Here is a 26,647-nt window from a genome sequence, read left to right as displayed (position 1 = left end):
GCGCTTGGACGTTCTTCGGCTTGCCGTTCCCGAACCGATCTTCGTCGTCGTCTTCCGTTACATCGCCCATCTTCATTTCCCCTTTCTTGGGTTGCGTCTTCAAGCTTTGCACGGCGACCGCCGCCGTCAAAGCCGCCGATCTATCGGCTTCGTTGTCTGCCGTCCGGGCGGCTTCCATCAAGGTTTCGATCAGTTGATCGTCGGTCTTCAGAAGCGTTCGCTTCCCGACCGCGTTCGCCCGTGAAACGACGCCTTCGTCTTCCATGCGTTCGACCAGCCGGGCGGCGGCATTGTATCCGATCCCCATTCGGCGCTGAAGGAACGACGTCCCGAAGGAATGGGGGTTCGCCCGGACTAAGCGGACCGCTTCCGCGTATTGGTCGCCCGCGTCGATAGGCGGGGCGCTGGCGGGCGCTGGCGCTTCGCCGTGGGTTTGGTCGTCCGGACCGCTTGTCGGCGCTGGCGGGGCGACTGGCGCGGCGCTGGCGGTCGAATAGACCGTCCGCGCGCCCAAGGCGTCGGCGGGGGATATGACCCCCGCCGCTTCCATGCGCGCCAGAAGCTTTCGGGCGCGCCCGGTCCCGATCCCCAAGGCGGCTTGAAGGAACGTATTCGACGCCCGACCGTCACGTCGGACAATGGCGCAAGCTTCGACGAAAAGATCGTCGTCTTCGGCTTCCTTGGTCATGGACCGCGCGAACCACATATCCCACATGTGCTTCAGGACTTCATTCTGCTTTGGCGTCAGTTTCGCGGTCATTTCGCGGCCTCTTCGGCGGCAAAGCACCACACGAAACACCCGCCTTCGTGCGTTCTGACCCGCAACACATGCCCGGAAGCTTTCATCGCCGAATGGCGATGAGGCCCGACGGCTTTGCTGTCCTTACCCGGCACGAAAAGCCCTTGGCCGGACGTCATCGCCTCAAGCGCGAGGCGCAGTTCGCCCTTCTGATTGCCACTCCCGCGCAACACTTTCGGCATCGGAGGCGGGTTGTCGATGATGGTGTATTTCTCGGTAGTCATGGCGGTTACACCTTGCCCTTGGCATAATGGACTTGAGCATCAGGGACCCTTCCGTCACGGATCATGCGCTCAAGGAGGCACCGTGCCGCCTCGGCATCTGACAACGCATCGTGCGCAGACTCGTTGATGATTCCGAAGAATTCGCAGGCCACCGATAGTTTCACGAACCCGCCGGTGATTTTCAGCCCGTCGTCGCGGTATGGAGCGAGCCCCCGCATCACGCAGATGTTGCGCGTATCCTCGAACAGATCGCCCCGCCCCGCCCGGCGCAACTCCGACCGCATCATCTTGCAGTCGAATTGTGCATTGAAGGCGACAGCGATGAGCCCTTCTCGGATCAGGCTGGTGTAGTCGTCCAGAATCTCCGACACCGAAATACCAACCTCGGCCAGGAATTCGGTCGTCAGACCATTCACAGCCCCGGCGCCCTCCGACATCTCCCATCCCTCCGGCTTGATGTAGGATTTTCTGGTGGAGATGGCGCGGCCATCCTTGTCGGCGATGATGAAGGCGACGGATGCCAGCCGCGGTTGCGACGGATCGTCGGCCGGCAGTTTGAAGTCGAACAGGCCGGTCGTCTCGGTGTCGAACACCAGGTAGACCGGCTGGGCCGGAACTGTATTGGTCGTGGCTTCCTGCGCATTGGTTTGTGCGACCATGTTCATTTCTGTTCCTCCCGTGCCGCAACTGCCTTTTGGTAGATCGAAAAGAGGTCAGGGAATCGACCGCGCAGCACTTCGATCTGCGGTCCATAAATGTCCTCGATGTCCTCGATGGAGGAACCGCTGGAAACCTCAGCCAGAATCATGTCCAGCACAGCAGAGAAGCGATCCTGATCTTCGGGGGTCGTGGAGACCACGCCATCCTCATCAACAGCCTCGCCCCGCTCCTCCTGCGACAGAAGATCGGACTGCGCCGCAGTGCGCTCAGGCTCTGCCTTGGTGGCATCTTGTTGCTGTGCCTCCGGCTTGGTCACCACCGGATCGGCCTTGGCCTTCGGAGCGGGCTTCTGGGGCTCCGCCTTGGCCTCGATCGGCGCCTCATCATTGGCCTCGATCAGATCACCGCCATCTGGCGTGATATCGCGCGCTTCCATCTCCAACTCGATGGCGGTCGGAACGCCGATCATCACTTCTGGACAGTAGAGGCGGATCAGAAACGCGGCTGTGCGGTAGCGCAGCATCTGTTCGGGAATGGACTGGTATTTGGCGTTCTTGGTCCAGCCCTCTTTCCTGGCCGTTTCCATGTCCAGCGTGACGGACACGCGCCGACCGGTGCCGCTGAGAAGCGCAAAGGCCGTGACCTTGAGTGTGTCGCCCTTGCCGGCGACCTCCCAATCAATCACGTCCTTGAAGACACCGTGCTGATTGGCCTTGGCAATCATGTAGGTCGTGTTCCAGCCTGGCCGGCCACCGACAAAGTAGATGTTCTGGGCCACCGTCAGCACGTCCTCATTCAGCCGGTTTGCCATGTTGAGAACCAGCACGCCATTGGCGGTTCCCGCCTCTATCGAGCCACCGCGCAGGTGCGCCGGGAACAGCGGAGAGAGCGCCAGCATCTTGCCGACGCGCACGAGATGATCGAACCGCTGCGGGTCCATCAGCAGGGCAATGGAACTGTTGGTTGCCAGAGATTGCGGCGATTGCGTGGTCAGGGCGTTCATTCTTCGGTGTCCTTCTTGTTGAATTGTTGCAGGCGTTCCAGATCGAGGATCAGCAACTCATTGCCTTCGACCGGAACAAGGCGGGCGATGCACCACCGTTGCTGCTCTCTGGTGAGTTTACCGGCTCTCTCCCTGCATGACGCAACGGAAGAGTCGCACCCCTCGGTTTCCATGATGATTGGCGCCTGCCCGCTCCACTCGGTGACCAAGACGTAAGCGCCCTCATGGCGGCGATCATGTGTGTCGATGGTAATTTTGCGCGGCAGGCTCATCGCGCCACCTCGCGCGTTTTCGTGGCGGTGCCGGGAATGTCGGTGCCATCCCAATCCTTCGCGCGCAGGTCGGCATTGGCGAGGAGCTGCAGCACATCAATGACCTCGGCCCGCCCGCGGTAGTGGACAAACAGCAGGTTGATGTTGGTGATCACCGCCTCGCGCAGTGTGACCATGGAAATCGTGCGGCCAGCACCGGTTGCGCTGCCAGCATTCACGCGGGTTTTGCGCGCAGCGTCCCTGGCGAGAGTATCGGCCTCTTTCTGCAGCCGCCCCACTTCCGCCTCGGCGTCAATGTCGCCGGACTTCGCCGCTTCCGCAGCCTTTGCCTCGGCGGCCAGTTGCGCCTCTCGCGCAATGCGCTCTTCCTCAGCCTTGCGGGCGCGTTCCTTCTCGGCCTGGCGGCGCAGATAATCGCCCTGCATTTCCAGCATGGCGTCCAACGCGCGGCCGATGCGGTCCAGAAGCGGGTTGAAGGCTTCCTGCACTGCCTTGGCGCCCTCATCGAACGGCTTCTTGGCGATCTTGCGGGCGTCATCGACCTGCTTCTTGAGGCCGCGCAGGCCTGAGACGTGATCGGTCAGCAGTCGCGCGTGCTCTTCGGTCTGGATTGGACTGAACTCCTTCCTGATTCTGGACGAGGCGTTCATGAATTCATCGGTGCGCCCGGCCAGATCGGCCATCACATCAGGATCATAGGCGGGGGGCTGGTTGTGCCCCATGGCTGGCGTGGTCAGGGTGTCCATATCGGTCTCCGGCTCAGGTCAATGGGTTGTTCGGGGGTCATCATTCCGTCGAGAAGCAGACGGCGGCGCAAGAGCGCCTCGTAGTCTTCGCGCGAGATTGGCGTCAAATAGGTCCAGTGCTGGCAGGGGTCGGCATAGGTGCCGTCGATCTCGCAACGCAGGCACTCTGGCCCGGTCAATTCGCCCGATGCGTCGATTTCACGCTCGCACCAGATGCGCGCAGCCACCCAAGGCCCACCCTTCACCATGCGCCGCTTGTAAAAGCCGCACTCCGGGAAACCATCGCTGCGCGGCTGATCGGCATTATTCAGTGCCGCCCGCCACCATCCGTAGAGCATGGCTATAGTTGAGGGTTCACGCATCACCGGCCTGCTTCCAGCCCGGCGCGCATCTCGTCCAGCAGGGCAAACCGCTCGTGGAAGGTCATGGCAACGCCAGTTCCGACGCAGAACTCGCAGGATGAGGCGACCGTGATGGGCCAGGCATAGGTTCCAGCCGGGCGAAAAACCTCATGCGTCACACGGCGACCGTGGCAATGGGGGCAGGGCGCGGTCATTTCCCCGCATCCTTCTCGGCCAGCATATCGGACGCCATCTGGCCCAGAACGATGGACATTGCCTCCGCCTCGCGCCGGTCGAAGTCGATGATGAGGCCGTTCGCGTTCCTCACGGCAATGCCCGTCCTGTAGCGGGAGACATCAAGGTTGCGGTCCATCAGCAGGTTGCGCGCCTCGGCATATCTTTGCGCCGCATCAGGCCTCACCATTTCCCCATCTCCTGCGCCTGCAGCACAGTTTCCGCCGTGCGCGCAGGAACGTCGCCGAAGATCAGGATCAGCGCACACCCGATAAGGGCGCCCGCAACGAAGGCGATCAGCATCCGGTGCTGCGCCGTGCGCGCCTCACGAGCCCGCTGGCTGTTGGTCGCGCCAAAAGCGTCAAGGATGCGATCCCCAGCCGGGCCAGTGATGGCGCGACGGTTGGCGATGCGGATTGCACGCTGGATGGTGAGAAGTGGGGAATCGGTCATATCGCGTCTCCAGTTGATGGATAAACGATATTAGGGACATTTCCCTATGTCAACAGATTAACGGGACATATCCCTATTTCTTCACCTGACAGGCCGAATCAGCGCCAAAACCACCAGCCGAGTAACGGGATTGAGGTGAGCATCAAGACAGTTCCGATGTTGACTGCAAGCTGCGCCACACGAAAGCCTACGCGCATCAGTAGCCTATCCGCTCTTTCGATTTCCGTGGCGGAAAGGTCGGATGCAAATAAGGAAAGGGCGGCTGCTCCGAGAGGCACCCAGGCTAGCGGAAGACCGAACCAAATACCGATCAGGCCCATTGTCGCCAGTCCGAAGCGAAGGGCGAGTGTCATACCTTGACGCCCATCCACACCACTTTACCAACCACGTCGATATCTTCGATCTGACGCTCCGTCGGTGGGTAGGTTCGGTTATCTGAAATCAAGATCACAGAGCCGCTGCGCGATCCGCGACCGATACGCTTGACCAGAAGGCTGGCGCCGCCGTCGCGCAGGACGAACAGGCCATCAAACGACAGGTCTCTCTTGGCGGTATCGACCATCACCACATCGTTTTGCGAGATCGTCGGCGACATGGAATCACCCTTCACCCCGATAATGGCAAGATCGCGTGGATTGGTGTTTGTTATTCGCCGTAGGTAGCCGGGCGGAAACGACAATTTGTCCACCACGGTCTCGGTATCAACTATCGCCCCATGACCTGCGCTGGCTGACACATCATAAATCGACACCATCTCAACCTGGCCCCGCGATGGGCCGGCAACCGTCCCGCCGATAATTTCACCCATCCCGGCGCGGATCACCTGATCAATCGTCATGCCTAGCTGGCCAGCAATGGCGGATGCCGTGCTGACCTTTGGTGATGCGCCTTTTTTGAACAGATCCCTGACGGCAGAGTTGCCCAAGCCAGCCGCCACCGAAAGCGGGGCCGGTTTGACGCCAGTAGCAGCCATGACAGCGCGCAAACCTAGTGCGAATGGGTCGTCTATTTCGTCGTTCGACATGACACCCAAGGTCGCCGAAAGGTCGCCTGACGAGAAGCGGGAAATTTCCCCTTGCGATAGTGGGGATGCGTCCCTATTATGGCGACAGTTAAAAATCATGGCGGCATCACGCAATGACCGAAGCATCGACTCAGACAACCTGCGACCAACTGGCGCCAATGCGGCCCCTGATTGATGAGATCAGGGCTTATTGCGAGCGGCGCGGAATGAAGGTCACGACCTTCGGTGCTTATGCTGTTGGTGACAGCAAATTCATCGGTCGATTGGAGGGGGGCGGACAATGTTTGCCAACCACGGTCCAAAAGATCGAGTCCTACATGGCGGAAAATCCTCCCGCCCCGAGTGATAATCAGGTGGCGCAATGACGCTTCCCTTGTCTCGTTTGCCGCAAGAATACGTCCGTTTTCAGCGCGCGCCGTCCGGCAACTTTGCCGACATGCTTGCCGGTCGCCCTTGTGATCCGCAGGCCTTTCGTCGCGTCTATCCCGATCGGTGGCGCGAGTTTCTGCGGAGAAACTTCCGCAACCCACTGCACGCCGCCGTGTTCTTCGATGTGGATGAACGGACGGCGCGGCATTGGTGGGAGGGGTCAACCGCGCCTCAGGCATGGGTCATCGCCTTTGCAGTGCGCGCCATCCCGAGCGCCATGTCGTTCCTCGCGGAGGCGGCATGACCGGCAGAAATTCCCCCATTCACGAATGCTTCCTCCCCCTGTCCGGGATGGAAGTTGCCTGCCGGTCCCGTCTGGTGATCGGCCACTTCCCCCGGCGCAGCCTGGCAGGGCTGTCCGGGGGCCTTTCCACCATCTGACCGGAGCCTTGGCGCTTCGGAAAACCCCACAGGAGGCCTGAATGGACGACAGCAGCGTGAGGCTTGAGGGGCCGAACGGAGAGACGCTCTTTGATGGCACATCGGCCGAATTCAGCAAGGCAGCCGGTCGAATGAAGGATGATGCGGATTTCCGCCGGCACAATCAGAAAGCCTATGATGTCACCGCAGACGAGCTGCGCCAGTTTATCGAGCGCTATGAGCGGCTGGAGTCCGAGAAAAAGGACGTGGCCGAGCAGCAAAAAGGGCTGATGGCCGAAGCCAAGGGCCGTGGCTATGACACCAAGGTCATGCGCAAGGTCGTCGCCCTGCGCAAGCGCAAGCCCGATGATATCGCCGAGGAAGAGGCCATCCTCGACCTCTACAAGGCCGCGTTGGGGATGGCGTGACCATGATTTTCGCAGCCCCGGTCTACATCGTCATGCCGCGCCCTATCAGCACCAACCATCTCTACAACAATGTGGATGGCAAGGGGCGGTCGGTCACGAGGGAATACAAGGCATGGAAGGCTGATGCTGCAAAACATCTGATGGCGCAGCATCCGCTGCCAAGGTTCAAGGTGCCGGTCGATTGCATCGTCTACTGCGGTGAGACCGGTATTGGCAATATGGATGCCAGCAACACGCTCAAGGCCATCGAGGATGCACTGGTCGGGGCCGGGGTGATCAAGGACGACAGCCGCAAGCACCTGCGCTCCACCCGCGCGGTCTGGGTGCCAGACATGCGCGCCACCATCGTCAGGGTGGCGCCAGCAATTCATCAACATGCAGCCGATGCCCTGATCAGTAATGCGCCTGCCCACATGCAACATTTTCTGAGGTAGCAGCCATGGGCTTTGTCAATCCAATCGTCGTGTCCCGCGCCCGGTTCGAGCGCCTGTGGTCCGACATCTACATCACCACCGACCAGATTGCGGCGGATATTGGCGTTCACCGCAGTTCCGTCGCTGGAATTGCGCAAAGATTCGGGCTGGATCAGAGGAAATCCGGGGTCAAGCCGATCAAGGCGCCCTTGGAGTTTCGCCTGATGTGGTTGGCCGGGGTGTCCAGCCGCGAGATCGCGCAGCACTTCTGCTGGAGTCGCAACCACACCATCGTCATCGCGCGACGTGAGAGCCTGCCGGGACGCCGGCAGGGCGAGAAGGCCAAGATGAGCCTTTCGGAATTTCACCAAGCCATGATGGCCGCCAAGATGCGCCATACCGCCGCGATCGAGCAGAGCCACATGATTTCTGCAGGAATGGTGGATGTCATTGCGCATGTGCCTGTCGGTCATCGCCATATCAGGGGTGCGCCATGAGTCTGGATGGATCGCCGCAATCGGTCGAGCGCAAGAGTAAAATCTGGAAGCGCCAACCCGACGCTTGGTATGTCGAGGAATCCTGGTGTGCCGAGCGCCTGTTTCAGGACGAGATGTTTCCGGGCAGGATTGTTGATCCATGTGCCGGCCGGGGCACCATTGTTCAGGCCGGGCATGATCTTGGGCTGGATGTCGAGGGGTATGACCTGCGCGACCGCGGCAACGTGCTTGTGCGTGGCGGCAAGGACTGGTTTGCCGAAGCCTCACCCTATCTGCATGGCACCTTCCCCTGCGACTGCATCGTCTCCAATCCGCCATTCGCCACCTGGTCGCAGGTCGGCCGGGAAAAGCCGGATCATATCAGCCACAACAGACTGGATGACGCTTTTCTCGACATTTCCCTGCGACGGGCCCGCGTGAAGGTGGCGCTCTTCCTGCCGACGGCGTGGATCAGTTCGGATGACCGCAGCCGCTGGCTGGAGACCCTGCCATTCTATCGCGAATACCGCATCACGCCGCGGCCCTCCTGCCCTCCCGGAGAATACCGTGAGGCTGGCCACAAGGCAGAGGGGGGCAGGGTGGATTTCAGTTGGTTTGTGTTCCTGCACGGCTACCAAGGCGATCCAACCGTTCACTGGCTCAGGAGGGATGCGTGATGATCCCTCTGCTTCTCGCCGCCTCCATCCTCGACCTCAGCGGCACGACCATCACGCTGCAAGACACGACCATGCCCGGCGCCGGCGATCGAGACGCATGGGGGCAGATCATCGCTGACAGCCCGCTCCTTGCGCCCGCTTCTTCGCTTGATGAAATCATCCGCCACGCCCGCAGGCTATCCGGCAATTCTGCGGGGCCATTCAAAGCCGCGGCTGAACCCGAACTTCGTCTCATGGCTCATGGGCTGGCCTATCGGTCACGGGCTTTGCGCTTGCTCGGCAACGGCGTGGTCAGCTTGGTCGCAGCACATGCGTTCCGCTCTCTCGCGGCTGCCCACGGCATCCGGCCCCTGGATTTGGAAGCCGACGATCAAGACGGATGCACCGATGCAGGCCGATCTGTTCGGGGGATCATGACATGACAAAGCTACCCTCGATGCCACTCTACGTGGATGACTACGAGGCTGACACAGCGCACCTGACGCCGGAAGAGGATGGCATCTACAACCGCCTGATGCGCCTTTGCTGGCGGTCTCCGAACTGCATGGTCCCGGATGACCAGACGTGGCTGATGCGAAAATTGCGTGTCGGGCAGGAGTGCTGGGATCGCTCTTGCGTGGCTGTAATCGAGGAGTTTTTCTCGCGCCAATCCGGCAAGATATTCCAGAAGAGGCAGCGCGAGGAATACATGCACGTAAGCGCGATGGTTGACGCGCGTAAAGCGTCTGGATCGAAAGGGGGGCGCGCTAAGTCTCGGAAATCTAAGTATTTAGACGCTAGCAACACTACATATTTGCCAGAAGCAAACGACAAGCAAACGAACGCATTTGCTCTAGCAACCACAACCACAACCACAACCACATCTTCGTATCCTTCGGATACTCAGAAGGAGGAGGAGGGCGCGCGCGAGATTTCGGGTTTGAAGGAAGAGCCGCCTGACCCGTTTTTGAACCGTGTTGTCGAGGCGGTTGGGTTGGCAGATTCGAGCCTGCCCAGGTTCTGGATCGGACAATCAGCGGCAGATCACGTCAAGGCGTGGATCACGGCTCACGGCCTGACCGAGGATGAGGTTGTCGCTGAGGTAGCCAAGAGCCGAACGAAGAACGCCGACCCGCCGGACGGGCCAAAGGCACTGGATCGCTGGATGGCGCAGGCCGGGGCAGCAAAGCAATCAGCCGGAACCATCAAGGCCACCAAGACAACGGACACCCCAGCCAAAGCGCCGGTAAGCCCGGAAGACCGCCTGCAGTTCTTCGCAAAGTGGGTCAAGGACACGAGCCAATACATGGCACCCAGCACGATCAGCAACACCCTGCGCGATGCCCTTCTTTCGCAAAAAATGGTCACGGTCGAAGACCTCAGGGTGAGGGGAATTCGCTGATGGTCACGCTCGTCAACATGGTCCCGGACGCCACATCGCTGCTCACTTGGGCCGCAACAGCCAAGCCCAAGGAAACCGCAACTTACCACGTCGGAAATCTCGCCGTCGACCGTGGGTCAAATCCAGGCCTGCACGACATGGCCGAGATTGTCAGGTTACTGCAGGAAACCGGTTGGCTCATCCAGGCAACCCGGAGCGTCAATCTCGCGGCGATCGAGGGGAGGGCCTATTTCACCATCAGGACCGGTCGGGGATGGGCGCCAAGGTGCGTGCTGTCTGGTGCCATAGATGCCCGCATCTGGCGGGCGATGAGGGCGCTCAGAGATCGTCAGGCCAGCCAATCCAGCCACAGGGCAATCCGGGATGAATTGGGGTCGACCGATGGAGATGCCGCAGATGTCCTCGCCCTGCTCTACGCAAAAAAATGGATCGAACCAGCGCCGATAAAGGGCTTCCAGTTGTCCGATGCCGGCGCTCTGGCGATGTTGTGATTTTGAAATGGCACAAACTCGTCAATTCCTTACCAGAATAGGGCAACAGACAGACCAGCCTGGCAGGGCTGCGCTCTATGACCCAACCCTCCACCCAGGCATGGTGATGCGTCTGGCCCAGATAGGGGAGTTCCCGGAGGTTTGGGCGGCGGAAATCGGCGTTTCCTTCATGACTCTTCGAAACTGGATGCGGCTGCATGTGGAATTTGCTGATGCGATGGAGGCGGCCCGCCTTCTGCTGGAAGCCTACTGGACCAGAAATCTCATCGCGAACCGAAACAATCCGAGTGCAAAGCCGGGCCTCTACACCCTGATCTTGCGCCGCTTTTCGCACTACTACGGCCCGAACGCGCCAGACATCTGGGCTTGGTTCAAGGCCCCGGATGATGCCGAATTGGGACCGGTAAAGCCAAGCGAAACCCCAATCTCCCAGGCAACCACGGCCGAGTTGGAGCGCAGGCTGGAAGAGTTGCGCCGGCGCAATTTCGAGAACCAGAAGGACGGATGAGATGCCACTATTGCGGCCACTCCGGCGGGCGGAACCCGGCCAGAAACCATCGCATGGCCTGGGCCGCAACCGGGCTGACCTTGCGAGCGGATCAGTGGCGCCGGCCAGCCCGATCGGAACCATCATGAGCACCATATGCCGTTCACAGAACGGCCGGGAGGAGATGGGGTCATGAGTGTCCAGGTCTCTGATCATGCCTTGGTGCGCTACCTGCAGCGCATTGGCGGCTTCGACATCGAGCGGCTGCGGTCGACCATCGCGGCACGCTGCGCCGAAGCGGCTAGGGCCGGTGCATCCGGGATCATCATCGACGGCCACGAGTTCATCATCCAACGCGGGTTTGATGGCAGTGCGGTCGTTACCACGGTTCTCCCCCCTCAAGCCAAACAAAACCGGAAAGGACGGTTGTGATGATAAACTCTCTCGCGCCGCCAAAGGCTCAACTCTCGGCTGATGGCGCCACTGTCACTCTATCCAGAAATGCGTGGTCTGAAACGTTTCCGGTCAAGCCGGAACCTGTGATGGGCGAGGCGGTCGTGCGGGGCGAGGTAGTGCTTTATTGGAGTAAAAAACACGGCCGCAGTTGGATTCATGCAGGCCGTGATAGTGAAGCCTGCCGCCTAACCCTGCCCACCGCAGACGGCGCGCCGATTCCTGGCACATACACCAGCGCAGATGGGGATGTGATCAAAATCGAGCAGCAGCCATGACTGCTGCACCGACCCGCAACAGCCGGGCCAGCGATGAGCGCATTCTGCGCTGGCTGCGGCTTCGCCAGAGACACTACAGCCTGAACGAAATCAGTCGGCTCGATGGCGTGAACGTTGGTGTTGTCACGCTCTCCACAAGGGCGGTGCGCGATGCTGACCTGGCCGAAAGCGGCGAACCTTCGGCACAGGTGAGGTTGCTCTACGATTGGAGGACTGCGGGGTGAGTATGGTCGATCCGGCCATGATCGAGGAATTCGCACTGCTCGAAGAGTTGGACCGCCGCAGGGCGCGCGAGTCCTTCCTCGCTTTCTACATGCGCATGACCGGATTTACCGCGCCGCCCCATATTCGCCTGATCTGCCGCCTGATCCAGTCGATGGAGGAGGATCTTATCGACCGGGCCATGGTTTTTGCACCACCGCGGCACGCGAAAACGATACTTTGCACCAAACTGGCTCCCGCATGGATTATGGGGCGAACGCCCGACACCAAACTCATGAGCGTCGTCCACACGGCGGATTATGCCGGAAAGATCGGCAGGGCGGTTCGCAACCTTCTGCGCCATCCGGCATGGCCTTTCGATGTGGTTCTCGCAGATGACAGCCAGGCGCGCGACCAGTGGGCCACACCGGAAGGGGGGGAATACAACGGATTCGGCGCCACTGCCGGCAACCAGCACGGCAACCCGGCTGAGTGGCTCTTCATGGACGATCTGGTCAAGGGCCGGAAAATCGCCATGTCGCCAGTGATGCGATCCGATATCTGGGAAAACTACCGCACCGACCTGCTTTCACGCCTTGAGGGGCGCGCCAAGCAATTGATGATCTTCACACGCTGGCACCAGGATGACCCAGCGGGCCGCATCCTGCCGGATGGCTTTGACGGTCGCACCGGTTGGTATGAAGACCGTGAGACCGGCGAAAAGTGGTATGTCCTCTGCCTGCCTGCGATTGCAGAGCGCGATGATGACCCATTGGGCCGCGCACCGGGGGAGTGGCTTTGGCCGGAACGCTTCGGGGAAAACCGTCTGGGCGGCGTGCGCAAGCGCGGCGGATGGGTCTGGTCTGCCCTCTTCCAGCAGCGACCCAGCCCCGAAGAAGGGCTGATGTTCACCAAGGATCACATCGCGCGCTTCAACTGGCACAAGATCGACCGCACGCGCCTGCAATTCTACATCGCGTCCGACTATGCCGTGACCGAGGAGGGTGACAGCCCTGACCCGGACTATACCGTCCACCAGGTCTGGGCTGTCGACCCGGAACACAACATCTACCTGATGGATATGTGGCGCGGCCGCACCGAACCGGGGGCTTGGGTCAAGGAATGGGTCAAACTGGTCCTGCGCTGGAAACCGCTGCGGGCATTCGAGGAGCAAGGCCAGATCATCAAGTCGGTCGGGCCCCTCATCCGCATGATGCAGACCAAGCACCGCGCCTATGTGGACCGGGTGCAGATGTCCTCGACCACAGACAAGGCAACCCGCGCGCAGACCCTCTTGGGCCTTGCATCCCTTGGGCAGTTGTATTTGCCGGACCACAGCAGTTGCCCCGAAAATTGGCGGCCACACCTTGAGGCCTTAGAGCGCGAGTTGATGCAGTTTCCCACGGCCAAGCATGACGATACGGTCGACACCGCCACGCTTTTCGCCCGCGGCATCGACCGGGTGATTGCAGGTCAGAATCCCGGCACCAAGTCATCCTCGCCGCACGGCGATACCCTCGATGATCTATGGTCGCGCCACGATGAGGAACTGGACCGGAAGAGCCGCAGATGAGCCCTGATATCGTGCCCATGGGCGCAGCGCATGGAGAGGGCCAGGATGTGGCCCCGTTCGAGATAACGTCACCGGAATTGGTGGAAACTCCGGAAACCGACGAAGAGGCCGAGGCGGTTGGCGTCAGCGAAAACGCCACATTCTGGTCACGCCAGATCAGCGCCGCCCTTGTTCATGAGCGCCGTTTCCGCATGGAAGCCCAGAACGCCGAGCGCCTGTATTTCGGCGAGGAGCAGGATGCGGGCCAGATCGACAGTTCCGACGCGCCGAAGATGAACAGGATTACTGACGAAACATCGTTCATCCACGCCAATATCGACGTTCTCAAGCCGCTTGTCTTCTCAGAGACACCGACCCCGATCGTCACCCGGCGGTGGCGGGGAGATGGCAGGGCAGATGAAACCGATCTGATGGCGGCCGAGGCGGGGCAGCGCCTGGCGCAGTGGTTCGTCTCCACGTCGGATTTCGACAGCACCATGGAATCCGCCCGCGATGACTGGTTGATTGCCGGTCGCGGCATGGCGCGGGCGCTCTACAAGGCCGAATTCGGGCCGGTCCAGCAGGTGAACCCGGTGACGATGGAGCCGGAAATTCAAGAGGTTAAACTCCACGAAGAGGTATTGCTGCGGCATGTGGAGTGGCGCCGCGCCCTGTTCGCGCCAGGGCACAACTTCGCCAACGCGCCGTGGCTGGCATTCGAGACGCCAATGACGCGCGTCAGGGCGCAGGCGCGATTCTCGAAGGAGGTATTCGCGCAGATCAGGTTCACGCAGCCCGGCATCAAGGACGCATCGCAGGCGCCCGGCGACCGAGAGCGCGAAGGTCACACCCTGGGCGGTCTGGTCGACAGGTCTACGGAGTTGAACACGGACCCTTTCGACGTGGCAACAGTCTGGGAAATCTGGGTTCGCGACAGTCGCCGCGTGATCTGGTGGTCGCCGGATGCGCAGGGCATCATTCTCGACAAGCAGGATGACCCCCTGCAGTTGGAAGGCTTTTTTCCCGGCCCGAAGCCGCTTCTTGCGACCGTGCGCGGAAGCAGCCTGACGCCCCGGCCCGATATCAGCTATTATGCCGAGCGGGCGAAGGAGATTGACCGCGCCTCGAAGAAGATGGCCGACCTGCTCGACGTGCTGGCAGTGGCAGGCCTTTTCCCTGGCTCGATGTCCGATCAGGTCAAGAAACTGATGAGCGGCGAGAACCAGTTGATCCCGATGGAGTCGTGGATCGCGCTGATGGAAAAGGGCGGCACCGCAAACCTCATCCAGTGGCTCCCGCTGCAGCCCATCGTCACCTGCCTGAATGCACTCGCCACGATGCGCGAGCAAGCCAAGCAGGCGATGTATGAGGCATCCGGCATCTCGGACATCATGCGCGCCCAGGGCGACCCCAACGAGACGGCTACAGCGCAGCAGTTGAAGGGCCGGTATGCCGGGATGCGGCTGTCCATCCGCCAACGTCAGATGGCAACCTTTGCGCGCGACATACTGCGGATCATGATGGAGATCGCGCTTGAGATGTTCGACACCGAACGCTTGGCTGAAATCTGCGGCCTTGAAATTCCCCTCACCGAAGCGGAGCGCCAGCAACAACTGGCCGAAATCGAACAGGCAAAACAGACCTTCATGCAGCAGGCCCAGATTTACGGGGAGATGCAGAAGGCAGCGCAGGGAGCACAAGCCCAAGGGTTGCAGGTCGGCCCGCTTCCGCCGCCCCCCGAAGAGCCGAAGTTTGACCGCGTGCCGGAAACCTCATGGGAAATGGTCCATGATCGCCTGCGGCAGGACTTCATCCGCAAGATCACTCTCTCGATCGAGACGGACTCGACCGTGCTGGCTGACGAGCAGGCCGACAAGGAGGCGCGCATCGAATTTCTGGGTGCATTCTCGACCTTCGTGCGCGAGTTGCAGCCCCTTCTGGCCTCGGGCCAGTTCGACATGAAGATGGTCAAGGAATTGCTGCTGTTCGGCGTCCGGGCCTTCCCGAAGAGCCGCACGCTGGAAGGCATGATTTCGCAGATGCCGGATGAGCCCAAGGGGGAGCAGAAGGAAGACGTTCAGGTTCAGGTCGCCAAGATCAGGGCAGAGGCCGACCGGTTGATCAAGGAAATGGACATGGACGACTCCGAGAAGGATCGTCAGATGGAATTGAAGATCAAGGGTGTCGACCTGATCAAGGCGGCGGCTTTGGAACACGCCAAGCCGTCCGGCCCCTCGCCGCAACTGCCGGCGCACTGAAAAGGCATCAACGACATTGACGGGAAAATGCGCAGGCATTTGTCGTCTTGGCAGACTGATCGGCGGGAAAATCCACTCTCGCCGCACAGCCCGTCCGATCTGTGGCACGTCAGGCTGCACCAGCAAGCCAAGGAGCATTGCAAGCTATGGACACCATGGACTTTTCATCCGCCCTTCTTGAATTGAAGCGCGGAAACCGCATCGCCCGCACCGGATGGAACGGAAAGGGCATGTGGCTGGCGCTGACGCCGGCATCAACTTTCCCCGCATTTGCCGCAAAATTGGGTCACGCAGCCTATCATCGCGCCATCGAAGCCCAGGATGAATCCGTGAGGCTGTGTGCGCACATAGACATGCGCGCCGCCGATGGCTCGATGGTCATTGGGTGGCTGGCCTCCCAGACGGATATTCTGGCTGACGACTGGATGGTTGTGACGGCAGGTTTTCAAGCGTGACCAGCATTGCCATTTCAGACCTCGGCCCGGAATACGACCGCCTGTTCGGTGCGCGTGATGAACCGCGCGGGGCCGGGCGCAGTCGAAAGTGCCGACATTGTGGCGATTGGCACCAGCTCGACACATGGCCGCACAACTGCCGCGATGAGCGACCACCGCGGGCCAATCTGGCCGCGCCCATGGTGGCCCCGGCGTTCGGAGACTTCATGACAGGCGTGACCGAGACGGCGGAATATATCGGCGACCGCAGGGCCCGGCGCGAATTCATGGAGCGCCATGATCTTGTCGAATATGACGAGGGCGTGAAGACGGAGCCGGAACCCACCGAAAGGCAGTGGGTCGAGGACTTCGTGCGGGACTTCAAGCGCGTGCAGCAGGAAGACCCGCTCAACCGCCCGCCCATCGACCGCATCGGCGAGACCGATCTGGATGGCAGTGCGGAAATCGACGCATCCGATATCGAGGTGTTCAAGTGACCAACGTGCCAATCCCGGAACGTGCAGACCCCCTTTTGCCGGATGTCTATGCCGATGATCCCGATGTGGCCCGGCTGGCCGAAGTGATCAACCGACTCGGCGGTCAGATGATGTCGAGTATAGATGCCGCTGTTCGCACACGCACCGCGCCCAGCGCCGCCCAGCGCGAGAGGCACAATGCCAGGCGCCACCTGCAGCAGGCAGGGTTGCACGCAATGGCGGCCCTCGGCTTCACCCGCAAACCATCTGCAAAATAAGGAATTCAGATATGGCCGGAACCGAAGTTACCATCATGGACGATAACGAAATCGACCTCGATATCGGGGGGGTTGATGACGACGAGGAAAGCATCGCCAACATTCTGCGCAAGGCGCTGTCCGATGCGCCGGTGACGGAGGAGGATGATGAACCCGACGTGGCGCCACCCCTGCCCGAATCCAAGAACCCCATGGTCAGCGTTGAAGACGGGTTAGAGTTGATCGAAAAGGCCGGGAAACCGGAAGCCAAGGCTGTGAATGCCGATGATGCGCCGCCGGCCGCCGGAAAGGTCGCAGACACCAAGGAGCCTGCCGTCACGCCGGCAAAGGAGGCTGAGCCCGAAACGAAAGAGGCACCGGTCGATGGGCCGGAAGCGAAGCCGCTGGATGAAGTCGACGCCCTGCTTGATGGCATCGACGCCGAGAAGGCGCAGAAAATCCGCGACCGTCTTTCCGCCGCCGCCGTGCCGGAATCGTTCACGACCCACAAGGATGTGCTGACCTCGATCGCCGAGACGCCCGACAAGGCGGTCAACACCCTTGTTGGCCTGCACCAATATGCCAACAAGAACCCCGACCAGTATCTGGCCTGGGCCGCTTGGCAGCTTGGCGGCGACAACGCGGCCGAGATGATCACGAAAGCGGCTGAGCACCTTGGCCTTCGTGTCCTGCCTGCCGAAGAGCCTGACGCATTCGAGGATGAGGACACCAAGGCCCTCCGGGAGGAAAACGCCCGCCTCAAGGCGCAGGTCAATGGCGGTCGACCGGTCCCGTTCGGCCCGGATGTGACGCCGAATGATCCTCTCGCATCCTTCAAAGCGGAAACGGGTCAGGATGGTCAACTCAAGCGCCCGCTCTGGAACGATCTGGCGCCGATCATCGGGGAGCGCGCGCTGCAGCAACGCCAGCGCACCGGACAGCCGGTAACGGTCGCCGACCTTGACCGGCTCTATGGTGAGGAGGTTCAGCGCCTCAGTGCAAAATTCGCCCCGCCGCCCGCCAATGCAAGCCTCGCCGCACAAGCGGCGCCCGTCGTGGCAGATGTGGCGGGCAAGAAACCTGCGGCTGATGTGGCGCTTGAACGCGCAAAGGCAGCCAGCAAACATATCGACGGTGGTGGCCAAGGTGCCGATCGTCACTCCGCGCCGCCGACCGATGACATCGGCGACATCATCCGCTGGCAGATGAAGCAAGCCAACGGGGGTTGACCAAGGCGATGCGCGGGCTCGCTGATGAGGAAACATCATGGCAAACCCGACCTGGGGAGAGCTTGTGACGACGACACTCGCGCATCGTCGCAAAAAACTGGCTGACTCCGTGTCTCGCAACACGGTTCTGGTCTTCGAAATGCGCCGTCGTGGTCGCCAGAAGACCATCGGCGGCGGCCGCACCATCACCACGCCAATCATGGTTGGTGAGGAAAACGCCAACTTCCAATGGTATATGGGCCGCGAAGCCCTGAACGTCGCCGGTCAGGAAGTTCTGACCTCGGCGGAGTTCCCGTGGAAGCAATATGCGTGCGGCGTCTCCATATCTGGCCTTGAGATGTTGATGAACGACGGCGAGGAGCAGGTCATCAACATGATGAAGGCCCGCATCGAACATGCCGAGAAGACGATCGTGAACCAGACCCACAAGTCGGCGCACGGTGACGGCACCGGTTCGGGCGGCAAGGAGTTCGGCGGCATCCAGCTTCTGGTGGCCGAAGCCGCTGGCGCAACCGTCGGTGGCATCAACTCGACCACCTACGGCTGGTGGGACAACCAGCGCGACATCCTTGGTGCTGCGCCGTCCACGGCCAACATCTACCAGTCGATGCTGGGCCTCTATCTGAAAACCACCCGCAACTCCGACAAGACCAACCTGATCCTGTCGGACAACACCTACTACGCCACTTTCTCCGGCGCACTGCAGGCGCAACAGCGGTTCATGGACAGCACGCTCGCCAGCGCAGGCTTCACGAACATCATGTTCGAGATGACCCCGGTTGTCTCCGATGGCGGCGTGAACGGTTACGCCCAGGCTGGTGCAATGCGCTTCCTGAATCTCGATACCATCGAGATCATGATGCACAAGCGTCGGAACAACACTGTGCTGACCGGCCCGCGGCGTCACCTGACCGAGGACTCGGATACGGTGATCATCGGCGGCATGGGCAACTGGCTGATCAACAACCGGATGCTGAACGGCATCCTGACCCACTGATTCATGGCGCGGGCCTGTCTGAAACGGCAGGCCCGCCGCAATCCAACCCAACCCGGAGCACGCCCCGATGTTTTCCACCGCCCAACCCGCGCCGCAGTTCGCAAACAACCGCACCGCCTTCGATATGACCGCACAGGATTTCTCCGATCAGATGGGGCCCGTGGCTGGGTCCGGCCATCTGTTCATCCAATTCACCTACCAGCGCGTCAAACTGGTCGATGGCACCTGGTCGACACGCCTCATGGTGATCAAGCAACCGCGCGGCGACCGGTCGACTGTCGTCATGCGCTATGTCACCGAGTCCGCAGCGGCACAGCAATGGCCGGTCGAGTTTGCGCAGTTCAAGAGCACTGGCGATGTGCCGACCACTGGCACGCCCCTTTCCGACCTTCCCGGCATCTCGATGGCCCAGATCGGCCTGCTCTACGTCAACGGAATCCGCTCGATCGAGGATCTTGTCTCGATTGCGCCCGAGGTCATCAACGGCATGGGGCTCGATGCGATCCACGCCTACAAGGTCGCCAAGCGCTGGACTGACACCAAGTCCGGCTCTGCGGATTTGACCGAGGACGCCAAGCGCGAAGCCGCCCTTGAGCAAACCCTGATGGAGACGAGGCGCCAGCTTGACGAGTCCAACCGCTCCCAGATCGAAATGGCGGCGCAATTGAAGCTGATGCAGCAGTTGGGTGTGCAGATGCAGGGGCAGATGGCCCCCGGCATGGTCGCGGCTGCGTCCCTCGCCGGCAATGCTATCGCGGTCAATGGCGAGGAGATCGTGCCACAGGCGGGAGGTTCCGACATTTTCGCCGAGGGTGGCGGCATGGCTGGCGACAATTCCGACCTTGGCCTTGACCAGACGCCGACGCAGGACAATCCGCTCGGCCTTGGCGGTGGACGATCCAAGAGGGGGTAACGCGCATGGCGCGCACGATCCTTGAAATCGCGCAGGAAGCAGCGAAGCGGGATGCTACGGCCCCCGCTCCTGTTGCCTTGTTCAGCACCGGCAACAAGATCGCCACGATACTTGCGACCGCCGCCCAGGACACGATGCGCGAATACCTGCAGAAGATTGACTGGCAGGGCGCCAGCGAGTTGACCTCCACCTGGGTCTTCGCGCTGATCCCCGGTCGCTACGCCTATCCCCTTCCGCCCGACTATCTGCGCATGATCCCGAACACCGAGAACCGCGGCGGCTGGCCGCTCGGACTGATCGGCCCGGCCTCTCCGCAATCCTGGGCAGCGTGGATTTATGGCGGTGCATCGGCCCCGGTGCAGATGGGGTGGCGCATCCGCAATGGCGCCATCTGGTTCGACCCGACTCCGGCCTCGAATGAGTTGATCGCCATCGAATATGTCTCGCGCTACCCCGTAGTGTCTGAAATCAGGGTCGGCGACTATGACGACACACAGCGCCCTCCGGTCTGCATCGCGCCATTTGTGCCGCGTGATGGATACCTGACACTGCCAGAAGATTTCGACATCACGGGCGAGACGGAAGGCCAGGGCGTCTACGATGGCCCGCCCGGGTATGATGTTGCGGTCTACGGCAAGGACACATGGGAAGTGCTCAAGCGCATCTCTCGCCATTCCGGCATTGCCCCCTTGCCGCAAGTGCGCCGCCCATATTTCGAGGCAGATACCGACAAGCCCGCTTTCGATGACGACCATCTGCTTTCGCTCGGGATGACCTATCGTCTGCGCCGCTCCCTCGGAAAGGACTATGCCGAGATTGCCGCCGAATATGAGGCGGAAATGGAGATCAAGGCCGCAACCGATGCCGGGGGCGCGCGGGCCTTCAGGATTGGTGGAAATGGTGACTTCTGCGACACCGCCCCGCTCGGCGGCGGTCGGTGGCTGATTTCATGAGCCTGGTCATCCAGAACCGACGCAGAACGCGAAACTACGACATCTCGGTCAACAACCTGGACGAGTTGTTTCAGGACGCCGCAGCGGCGACGGAGGCCGTTTCGATTATTGCGATTGAGGCCAAGGGCGATGCCGCCGCCGCCCGCCTGCGGGAGAACCACACCGGCAATCAGTTGGCATCAACCATCAGTGATCTCGGTGAGGCGGTGGACGATCGGGTGGCGACGCTGCTTGTCGCCGGAAATGGGATCGGTCTGGAATATGATGATACCGCCGGCACGATCGAGGTTTCATCCAGCGGTGGATCATCGCCCTTGATGAGGTGGTTCGTATGATCCTGCTTGTCGGTGCCCTGGATACCCTGCAACTGGTCACTTCCAGCGCCGCAAACATTCATTCGTTCGCCAGTTTTGCGGACCATGCGAGTGGTGTCATCCGTCCCGACAATCAGAAGACCCTGATTGCAGCGGCTGGAACGACAACGATCATCTCTGCCCCGTCCGGCCCGGATGTGCAGCGCACGGTCAGGTTTCTTTCCATCCGCAACACGCACGCCACCGACGCCAACACGATCACGCTGCAGATTCATGATGGTGCGGCCTGCAGCATTCACAAACTGACACTCTCGGCTGGCGAAGCCCTTGTTTATGACGAGGCGAATGGATGGCAGTATTTTAGTGCGTTTGGCCTGCCGGTCCATGCGCAGTCTGTCGGCGGATCGGTTCCGGCCGCCAACGCCCTCAACGTCATTGTTCTCTCCGCTGATGTCATCAACAACAACGCGGTAGCGGACACCATCGCGGATGTGACAGGCCTGGGGTTTGCCGTGACGGCCGGCGAAACCTACTGGTTCGAGGCGGTGGTCAACTTTACCAGCGCCGCGACGACGACAGGTTCGCGCTGGACTGTAAACGGCCCGGCCATCAACAAACTGGCCTATTGGTCGCAGTATTCGCTCACGACCACGACAAGCACCCTCGGAAACTACACCGCCTTCCAGCTTCCAGCGGCGTCCAATGCCTCTGCCGCGAACACCACGGGCAACATCGCGCTTGTCGGTGGGCTGTTCACGCCATCTGCCAGCGGAACCCTGCAACTGCAATTTGCATCCGCGGTCGCGTCTTCGGCCATCACGGCCAAGGCTGGCTCGACTCTGCGCTGGATGAGGGTGATATGATGAAGCGGCAGCAGGCCAAGGCACAGCGAAGAGCGCAGGCAAACCGTTATTCGACGCAGGAGATTGACATATCCCTGCCTCTGCGCGGCATCTTTGTTCAGGCGCAAGCCGCAAAGGTCAGCGGCCTTTACGCGGCTGAATTGCTGAACATCACCTCCAACGGCGTGGCATTGCAGTCTCGGCCTGGCCTCGGGTGGAGCGGTGATCCATCGGTGATCCTGCAGCGCGTGCCGCATTCCTTCGGCAGCGTGCCGCGGTACATCGAATTGCGACCGGATGGTGCGACCTGCGGCACCGCCACGTTTGCGCGGAATTTCTCCGGCAAGGCGATGGCCGCAACCCTGTCGTCAAACACCATTCTTGCAGACGGTTTCGGCGAACCGGTCAGATTCAACGGCGAGACGTTTCAAGCCTGCGAATTCACGGTGGAAACGGATGCCAAGGTGCGCAAGATGGACGGCGTTATTGCGCACCATGACCGGCCATACTTCTGGCAGTCGGATGGTGCGCTCGAATTTTACTATGGCGATGTGGGGGCGGTGACGGGCCCGCTCGAATTGTTCCCCCTCGATCGGCTTGGCAACATCACTGGCAACATCATCGCCATGGCATCGCTGACTATCGACGCAGGGCACGGCATGAACGACATTCTTGCCATCTTCACATCTACCGGCCAGATCGTGGCCTACGAGGGTCTCGACCCCGGTGACGCCAACGACTGGCGCCTGCTCGGACGCATCCAGGCGGCGCGGCCCCTGTCAAGGCGAGCCTTTACCCAGGTTGGCAGTGATCTGTGGATGGCCACGCCGCGGGGCATTGTCTCAGTTGCGGAGAGTATCCGATCCTCGACTCTGGCGCTCATTTCAGACCTTTCGCAGCCGATTTCCGACATGCTGGCAAAGATGGTGGCAGAAGGGGCCGATGATTGGCAGATGGAATCGGCGGAAGACGCCTCTGCCATCATCGTCAACCGTGTCCGTGGTCTTGAGGCAAGGCAGATCGTCTACACGCCGCAAAGCCACGCATGGTCGTCGGCAGATATGCCTGTGCGCGCATTCCACAACTTCGGTGGGTCGATCGAGGGCACTGGATTCGACGGTCGCCTGGCGCAAGTGGTCGACGGTGGATCGGAAGAGGTCATCAAACTCAGATGGAAGAGTTCGTGGTTTGACGCCGGTCGAAATGTATCGGTGACCTATATCAGGCCGGTAATCCGCGCCAAGGGCCCAGTGACTGTGCGCGTCTGGGTGCTGTCTGACTTCAATGATACCGGACCTGACATTGCAGAGGCATTGCAGATGGTTACATTGAACCCGGAAGAGGACGACGGCGGTATCGTGACCATCTCCGACGACATCGGATGCGATGCAAGCGGCCGGACGTTCCAGATCAATATCGAGATCGAGGCAACATGGGCACAGATCATCTCAATGAGCGCCGCGCTGGGCTGAAACGGCTGGGCGATGTGATCTATGGCGCCGACCGTGAATTGAGTGCATGGGCGGCCAAGCGCATTCCCGGCTATTTTGCCACGCACGGGGCCACCGCTCTGGGTGTTGTCCGTGATGAAGAGTTGGCCGCCGCCGTGATCTACGAGCGATTCAACGGTGTTCACTGCGAAGTCACCATCGTTGTCGCGCAAAGGGCGACCTGGGCCAATCGGCGCACGCTCTTTGCCTTGTTCGATTACCCATACAGGCAACTCGGGTGTCTCGCATTGAGCGCCACGATCCCGGCATCCAACCTGCAATCCCTGAACCTCTGCGCCAAACTCGGGTTCGAGGCCGTCGCGCTGGTGAAGTTCGCCGCACATGACGGTGGCGCGCTGGTAGTCATGCAGCAGGAACGAAAAAACTGCAGGTGGTTGGACTATGGGCAAGGGCAGCAAGGCACCGGCGGCACCGGACCCATACCAGACGGCGAGTGCTGAGGCGCAATTCAACCGCTTCGACACCTATTCGCCATCTGGTTCAGGTGTTCGCTACGGCTACACGGACCCCACGACAAACGAATTTACCCAAGGCGTGGCGCCGCAGGGTTCGCAATCTGCGGTGCAGACCATGGAAAGCCCATGGGAGCGGGCTATTCGCGAGTCGCTGCAGCCCGCATCGGTCGACCTGACCAACCGCATCGTCGGCGACAACATCACCAACATGCCGGATGCGCCGCGCGTGCAGGATCGCGGCACGGTCGCTCAGAGCATCTTCGACCGATCCTATTCGATGATGAAGCCCGGAATTGACCAATCCAACAACCGCCTGCTCAACAACCTGCAGGCGCGTGGCATTCCCATCGGCGGCAAAGCGTTCAACGATGCCTATGGCGCCCAGCAGCGCGAGACGCAGGACACGATTTCCCGTCTGGCGATGGATGCCGACATCAATGCCGGTGGCGAACAAAGCCGCCTCTTCGGCATGGATCAGGCTTCCCGACAGAACGCTATCTCGGAATTGGTCGCGGCCATGGGAGGCGGTTACAACCCGCCTTCCGCCGTGCCGAACGGGCAGGGTGCGGGCGTCAACTACTCCGGCCTGGTGGGGGAGAAATACAAGGCCGACATGGCAAACTACAACCAGCAGCAGGCCAATCAGGGGGCAACCCTTGGCGCTCTGGGAAGCCTCGGTGGCGCCATGCTGATGAAGTGCTCGGAGTCCTACAAGGAAGTGACAGGCCAGATTGACACGGACGACGTGGCCGATGCCATCGCCCGCCTGCCGATCAGGTATTGGCGCTATCTGCCGGAACATGCGCCGAACGGTGACAACTCCATCCACATGGGGCCGATGGCAGAGGACTTCCACGCCCTGACCGGTCTTGGTGGCGAGCGGGAAATTCACGTTATCGACGCGCTTGGCATCACTCTGGCGGGTCTGAAATCGGCACTGCAGCGCATTGCCGCGCTTGAGCGCGCCATTGTCACCGAGAGGGTTCACTGATGGCAAAGATGGGCTTCGGACTCGGTGGTGGACCCCGGCCAACCGGTCATATGGGTGGCATGACGCGGCCGATGCCAAACCCCAGGCTGAATGTGCCCGCTGCCCAACCAGTGCAGCCCGCAAAACCGGCACAGCCGGGCGGCTTCTTCGGTGCGCGCGGCAGTCAGGAACGCCACGACATGACGATGAAGTTTCTGGAAATGGCGATGCAGTCGGCCCAGGGATCGACAAACCCCTTCATCTCGGCGCTGACCCCGATCGCCAGCGCGCTCGTGGGCGCGCGGAATGAAAAGATCAGGGGCGATGCCCGAGACGCCGAAGTGTCCGGCATGACCGATGCTCTTCTCGGGCCGGGCGGCATGAGCCCGGATGCCAAGCAGGCGCTCGACATCCTGAACAACGAGAACGCGCCAAGCTATCTCAAGGCGATTGCCCAGAAGAAATTCGATGCGGCCATGGCGCCCATCATGGGAGCCGGCGGTGGTTCCGGTGGTGGTCACAAACGTCGCAGCCGGTCGTCTGGCGGCGGTGGCTCGACAAAGACTCCGCGTCTTTACGGTGCAGTCGTCAATGATGCCAACGGGCGACCGGGCCGGTATGACGGGCATGGTCAATGGTGGCCCCTGATCGGGCCTGATGGTGGCGCGGCCCCAGGCCCAGCGCCGCTTGACGTTGCCATGGCTCCGATTGCGCCACCCGATCCGGTTCTTCCGAAAGACCCGACCGGTGGCCTTTCCTCTCCGGGTGGCGCCGGCATGATGACGGACGATGAACTCCTTCTCAAATACGGCGGCTGACCCATGGATGATTATGCAAGCCTGATGAAGGCGCTCCGCGCTGCGGATGCGGCTGGTGACGCGGCTGGCGCGGCGCGTCTTGCACAGATGGCGGTCGAGGCCCGCAAGGCTGTTCCCGGCAATGCGGCTGCACCTTCTCGTGCTCCACAGGAAGCACCGATTCCTGCGATGCCCGCAGAGTCGACATCACCCGCCGCGCTGACTGATCCCTTCGTTTCGGCCATGGCGCCCAACGGCCCGGAGGCCGGGACGCAAATTCCGCTTGGCCAGCGTGTGCCCGGCCTGAACGTGCCCGCCGCGCCGATCGGCACAACCATGGCTCCCTCGATCGCGTCCGGGCCGAGTGATCCATTGGTGGCAGCAATGCAGGCCACTGCGGCTCCTCCCGCGCCGCGAGTATCTGGCCCCGTCATCAATGCCGACCAAAGCCGTGGCCCTGTGTTCGAGCAGTCAGGCCGGGCCAATCCAGGAAGCCTGATGGATCAGGCTGTAGTGGCCGCGATGCGGAACGAGGCAGCCAAGCCAAAATCCACATTCACCCCGACGCCGCAAGAATACACCCCCACGGGCGAGGCAATCCTGTCGTCCCTTGGGAACGTGCCGGAACGCATCGGGCGGGGCTTTGTTGGCAATGCTCTACAGGCTGCAGAAAGCGGAATCCTGTCGGGCTTGGTCGATATTGGTCGAGCAAAGGACGTTGCGTCTAATCCGCAGTCCGCCCTTGATGAGGTCAAAAACCGTCGCCTTGCGTTGGCAAAGCAATTTGAGATGTCCAACGACATCAATGAAAGGAATGCCATTCTTGCGGAAATGCGATCCGCCAAAACGGAAGAGGATC

41 protein-coding genes are annotated in these 26,647 nt (G+C 61.1%); 29 read left to right on the top strand and 12 right to left on the bottom strand.

The window, feature by feature from the left end; all coding sequences use genetic code 11:
• The 12 genes from IPM06_21190 to IPM06_21135 all read right to left on the bottom strand — a co-directional run.
• Positions 1-550: hypothetical protein (locus IPM06_21190; GenBank protein ID MBK8772927.1), on the bottom strand; the 550-nt coding region annotated here is incomplete at its 3' end.
• 206 nt (positions 551-756) lie between these two features.
• Positions 757-1,023: a hypothetical protein gene (locus IPM06_21185; protein MBK8772926.1), complete on the bottom strand. Its 267-nt coding sequence runs from the start codon at positions 1,021-1,023 to the stop codon at positions 757-759.
• 5 nt (positions 1,024-1,028) lie between these two features.
• Positions 1,029-1,682: a 3'-5' exonuclease gene (locus IPM06_21180; GenBank protein ID MBK8772925.1), complete on the bottom strand. Its 654-nt coding sequence runs from the start codon at positions 1,680-1,682 to the stop codon at positions 1,029-1,031.
• Between the two features lie 2 nt (positions 1,683-1,684).
• Positions 1,685-2,686 carry a hypothetical protein gene (locus tag IPM06_21175; GenBank protein MBK8772924.1) on the bottom strand — a complete coding sequence of 334 codons (1,002 nt, stop codon included), beginning with the start codon at positions 2,684-2,686 and terminating at the stop codon, positions 1,685-1,687.
• Complete coding sequence (locus IPM06_21170) at positions 2,683-2,958, bottom strand: hypothetical protein (protein ID MBK8772923.1); 276 nt, start codon at positions 2,956-2,958, stop codon at positions 2,683-2,685. Before IPM06_21170 ends, IPM06_21175 begins: the two co-directional genes overlap by 4 nt.
• Entirely contained in the window at positions 2,955-3,704 is a 750-nt protein-coding gene (locus IPM06_21165) for a hypothetical protein (protein ID MBK8772922.1), read from the bottom strand. Before IPM06_21165 ends, IPM06_21170 begins: the two co-directional genes overlap by 4 nt.
• A complete protein-coding gene (locus IPM06_21160) occupies positions 3,692-4,066 on the bottom strand; it encodes a hypothetical protein (GenBank protein ID MBK8772921.1) in 375 nt (124 codons plus the stop codon). The genes IPM06_21165 and IPM06_21160 overlap by 13 nt, the downstream gene beginning before the upstream one ends.
• Positions 4,066-4,260 (bottom strand): hypothetical protein, encoded by a 195-nt coding sequence (locus tag IPM06_21155; GenBank protein ID MBK8772920.1) that lies wholly within the window; start codon positions 4,258-4,260, stop codon positions 4,066-4,068. Before IPM06_21155 ends, IPM06_21160 begins: the two co-directional genes overlap by 1 nt.
• Positions 4,257-4,469 carry a hypothetical protein gene (locus tag IPM06_21150; GenBank protein ID MBK8772919.1) on the bottom strand — a complete coding sequence of 71 codons (213 nt, stop codon included), beginning with the start codon at positions 4,467-4,469 and terminating at the stop codon, positions 4,257-4,259. Before IPM06_21150 ends, IPM06_21155 begins: the two co-directional genes overlap by 4 nt.
• On the bottom strand, positions 4,463-4,732 hold the full coding sequence (locus IPM06_21145; GenBank protein ID MBK8772918.1) for a hypothetical protein: 270 nt from the start codon (positions 4,730-4,732) through the stop codon (positions 4,463-4,465). Before IPM06_21145 ends, IPM06_21150 begins: the two co-directional genes overlap by 7 nt.
• Before the next feature lie 98 nt (positions 4,733-4,830).
• The gene (locus IPM06_21140) at positions 4,831-5,085 is read right to left on the bottom strand and encodes a hypothetical protein (GenBank protein MBK8772917.1); all 255 of its coding nucleotides are present in this window, start codon (positions 5,083-5,085) and stop codon (positions 4,831-4,833) included.
• Positions 5,082-5,705: a helix-turn-helix transcriptional regulator gene (locus IPM06_21135; GenBank protein MBK8772916.1), complete on the bottom strand. Its 624-nt coding sequence runs from the start codon at positions 5,703-5,705 to the stop codon at positions 5,082-5,084. The genes IPM06_21140 and IPM06_21135 overlap by 4 nt, the downstream gene beginning before the upstream one ends.
• 164 nt (positions 5,706-5,869) lie before the next feature.
• Between IPM06_21135 and IPM06_21130 the strand changes: the two genes are divergently transcribed.
• The 29 genes from IPM06_21130 to IPM06_20990 form a co-directional block, all read left to right on the top strand.
• A complete protein-coding gene (locus IPM06_21130; protein MBK8772915.1) occupies positions 5,870-6,121 on the top strand; it encodes a hypothetical protein in 252 nt (83 codons plus the stop codon).
• Between the two features lie 71 nt (positions 6,122-6,192).
• A complete protein-coding gene (locus IPM06_21125) occupies positions 6,193-6,429 on the top strand; it encodes a hypothetical protein (protein MBK8772914.1) in 237 nt (78 codons plus the stop codon).
• A gap of 268 nt (positions 6,430-6,697) precedes the next feature.
• Positions 6,698-6,973, top strand: coding sequence for a DUF2312 domain-containing protein (locus tag IPM06_21120; GenBank protein ID MBK8772913.1), 276 nt, complete (start codon positions 6,698-6,700; stop codon positions 6,971-6,973).
• Positions 6,974-6,975: 2 nt separating this feature from the next.
• Positions 6,976-7,407: a RusA family crossover junction endodeoxyribonuclease gene (locus IPM06_21115; protein ID MBK8772912.1), complete on the top strand. Its 432-nt coding sequence runs from the start codon at positions 6,976-6,978 to the stop codon at positions 7,405-7,407.
• 5 nt (positions 7,408-7,412) lie between these two features.
• Positions 7,413-7,883, top strand: coding sequence for a hypothetical protein (locus IPM06_21110; GenBank protein ID MBK8772911.1), 471 nt, complete (start codon positions 7,413-7,415; stop codon positions 7,881-7,883).
• Positions 7,880-8,539: a hypothetical protein gene (locus tag IPM06_21105; protein ID MBK8772910.1), complete on the top strand. Its 660-nt coding sequence runs from the start codon at positions 7,880-7,882 to the stop codon at positions 8,537-8,539. The genes IPM06_21110 and IPM06_21105 overlap by 4 nt, the downstream gene beginning before the upstream one ends.
• Positions 8,536-8,961 (top strand): hypothetical protein, encoded by a 426-nt coding sequence (locus IPM06_21100; protein MBK8772909.1) that lies wholly within the window; start codon positions 8,536-8,538, stop codon positions 8,959-8,961. The genes IPM06_21105 and IPM06_21100 overlap by 4 nt, the downstream gene beginning before the upstream one ends.
• Complete coding sequence (locus IPM06_21095) at positions 8,958-9,920, top strand: DUF1376 domain-containing protein (protein MBK8772908.1); 963 nt, start codon at positions 8,958-8,960, stop codon at positions 9,918-9,920. The genes IPM06_21100 and IPM06_21095 overlap by 4 nt, the downstream gene beginning before the upstream one ends.
• The gene (locus tag IPM06_21090) at positions 9,920-10,411 is read left to right on the top strand and encodes a hypothetical protein (GenBank protein ID MBK8772907.1); all 492 of its coding nucleotides are present in this window, start codon (positions 9,920-9,922) and stop codon (positions 10,409-10,411) included. Before IPM06_21095 ends, IPM06_21090 begins: the two co-directional genes overlap by 1 nt.
• On the top strand, positions 10,386-10,919 hold the full coding sequence (locus tag IPM06_21085; protein MBK8772906.1) for a hypothetical protein: 534 nt from the start codon (positions 10,386-10,388) through the stop codon (positions 10,917-10,919). The genes IPM06_21090 and IPM06_21085 overlap by 26 nt, the downstream gene beginning before the upstream one ends.
• 171 nt (positions 10,920-11,090) lie before the next feature.
• Complete coding sequence (locus IPM06_21080; GenBank protein ID MBK8772905.1) at positions 11,091-11,330, top strand: hypothetical protein; 240 nt, start codon at positions 11,091-11,093, stop codon at positions 11,328-11,330.
• Positions 11,330-11,629: a hypothetical protein gene (locus IPM06_21075; protein MBK8772904.1), complete on the top strand. Its 300-nt coding sequence runs from the start codon at positions 11,330-11,332 to the stop codon at positions 11,627-11,629. Before IPM06_21080 ends, IPM06_21075 begins: the two co-directional genes overlap by 1 nt.
• Positions 11,626-11,853, top strand: coding sequence for a hypothetical protein (locus IPM06_21070; GenBank protein MBK8772903.1), 228 nt, complete (start codon positions 11,626-11,628; stop codon positions 11,851-11,853). Before IPM06_21075 ends, IPM06_21070 begins: the two co-directional genes overlap by 4 nt.
• Positions 11,850-13,403, top strand: coding sequence for a hypothetical protein (locus IPM06_21065; GenBank protein MBK8772902.1), 1,554 nt, complete (start codon positions 11,850-11,852; stop codon positions 13,401-13,403). The genes IPM06_21070 and IPM06_21065 overlap by 4 nt, the downstream gene beginning before the upstream one ends.
• Positions 13,400-15,640 (top strand): hypothetical protein, encoded by a 2,241-nt coding sequence (locus IPM06_21060; GenBank protein MBK8772901.1) that lies wholly within the window; start codon positions 13,400-13,402, stop codon positions 15,638-15,640. The genes IPM06_21065 and IPM06_21060 overlap by 4 nt, the downstream gene beginning before the upstream one ends.
• A gap of 146 nt (positions 15,641-15,786) precedes the next feature.
• Entirely contained in the window at positions 15,787-16,095 is a 309-nt protein-coding gene (locus IPM06_21055) for a DUF2829 domain-containing protein (protein MBK8772900.1), read from the top strand.
• Positions 16,092-16,571 (top strand): hypothetical protein, encoded by a 480-nt coding sequence (locus IPM06_21050; protein MBK8772899.1) that lies wholly within the window; start codon positions 16,092-16,094, stop codon positions 16,569-16,571. The genes IPM06_21055 and IPM06_21050 overlap by 4 nt, the downstream gene beginning before the upstream one ends.
• Positions 16,568-16,828, top strand: coding sequence for a hypothetical protein (locus IPM06_21045; GenBank protein ID MBK8772898.1), 261 nt, complete (start codon positions 16,568-16,570; stop codon positions 16,826-16,828). Before IPM06_21050 ends, IPM06_21045 begins: the two co-directional genes overlap by 4 nt.
• Positions 16,829-16,839: 11 nt before the next feature.
• Entirely contained in the window at positions 16,840-18,036 is a 1,197-nt protein-coding gene (locus IPM06_21040) for a hypothetical protein (GenBank protein ID MBK8772897.1), read from the top strand.
• Positions 18,037-18,073: 37 nt separating this feature from the next.
• Positions 18,074-19,033: a phage major capsid protein gene (locus IPM06_21035; protein MBK8772896.1), complete on the top strand. Its 960-nt coding sequence runs from the start codon at positions 18,074-18,076 to the stop codon at positions 19,031-19,033.
• 67 nt (positions 19,034-19,100) lie between these two features.
• Positions 19,101-19,946: a hypothetical protein gene (locus tag IPM06_21030; GenBank protein ID MBK8772895.1), complete on the top strand. Its 846-nt coding sequence runs from the start codon at positions 19,101-19,103 to the stop codon at positions 19,944-19,946.
• Positions 19,947-19,951: 5 nt separating this feature from the next.
• A complete protein-coding gene (locus tag IPM06_21025; protein ID MBK8772894.1) occupies positions 19,952-20,899 on the top strand; it encodes a hypothetical protein in 948 nt (315 codons plus the stop codon).
• Positions 20,896-21,234, top strand: a complete 339-nt coding sequence (locus tag IPM06_21020; GenBank protein MBK8772893.1) for a hypothetical protein — start codon at positions 20,896-20,898, stop codon at positions 21,232-21,234. The genes IPM06_21025 and IPM06_21020 overlap by 4 nt, the downstream gene beginning before the upstream one ends.
• Complete coding sequence (locus IPM06_21015) at positions 21,231-22,076, top strand: hypothetical protein (GenBank protein ID MBK8772892.1); 846 nt, start codon at positions 21,231-21,233, stop codon at positions 22,074-22,076. Before IPM06_21020 ends, IPM06_21015 begins: the two co-directional genes overlap by 4 nt.
• A complete protein-coding gene (locus IPM06_21010; protein ID MBK8772891.1) occupies positions 22,073-23,527 on the top strand; it encodes a hypothetical protein in 1,455 nt (484 codons plus the stop codon). Before IPM06_21015 ends, IPM06_21010 begins: the two co-directional genes overlap by 4 nt.
• Before the next feature lie 14 nt (positions 23,528-23,541).
• Positions 23,542-24,006 carry a GNAT family N-acetyltransferase gene (locus IPM06_21005; GenBank protein ID MBK8772890.1) on the top strand — a complete coding sequence of 155 codons (465 nt, stop codon included), beginning with the start codon at positions 23,542-23,544 and terminating at the stop codon, positions 24,004-24,006.
• Entirely contained in the window at positions 23,948-25,012 is a 1,065-nt protein-coding gene (locus IPM06_21000; protein MBK8772889.1) for a hypothetical protein, read from the top strand. The genes IPM06_21005 and IPM06_21000 overlap by 59 nt, the downstream gene beginning before the upstream one ends.
• A gap of 179 nt (positions 25,013-25,191) precedes the next feature.
• Positions 25,192-25,809: a hypothetical protein gene (locus IPM06_20995; protein MBK8772888.1), complete on the top strand. Its 618-nt coding sequence runs from the start codon at positions 25,192-25,194 to the stop codon at positions 25,807-25,809.
• A gap of 24 nt (positions 25,810-25,833) precedes the next feature.
• On the top strand, positions 25,834-26,647 hold an 814-nt coding region (locus tag IPM06_20990; protein MBK8772887.1), incomplete at its 3' end, for a hypothetical protein.

This window comes from Hyphomicrobiales bacterium (genome assembly GCA_016710435.1).
Taxonomy (GTDB): Bacteria; Pseudomonadota; Alphaproteobacteria; order Rhizobiales; family Aestuariivirgaceae; genus Aestuariivirga.
Note: the sequence above shows the minus strand (reverse complement) of the source record. Positions and strands in the feature narration are given on the sequence as shown.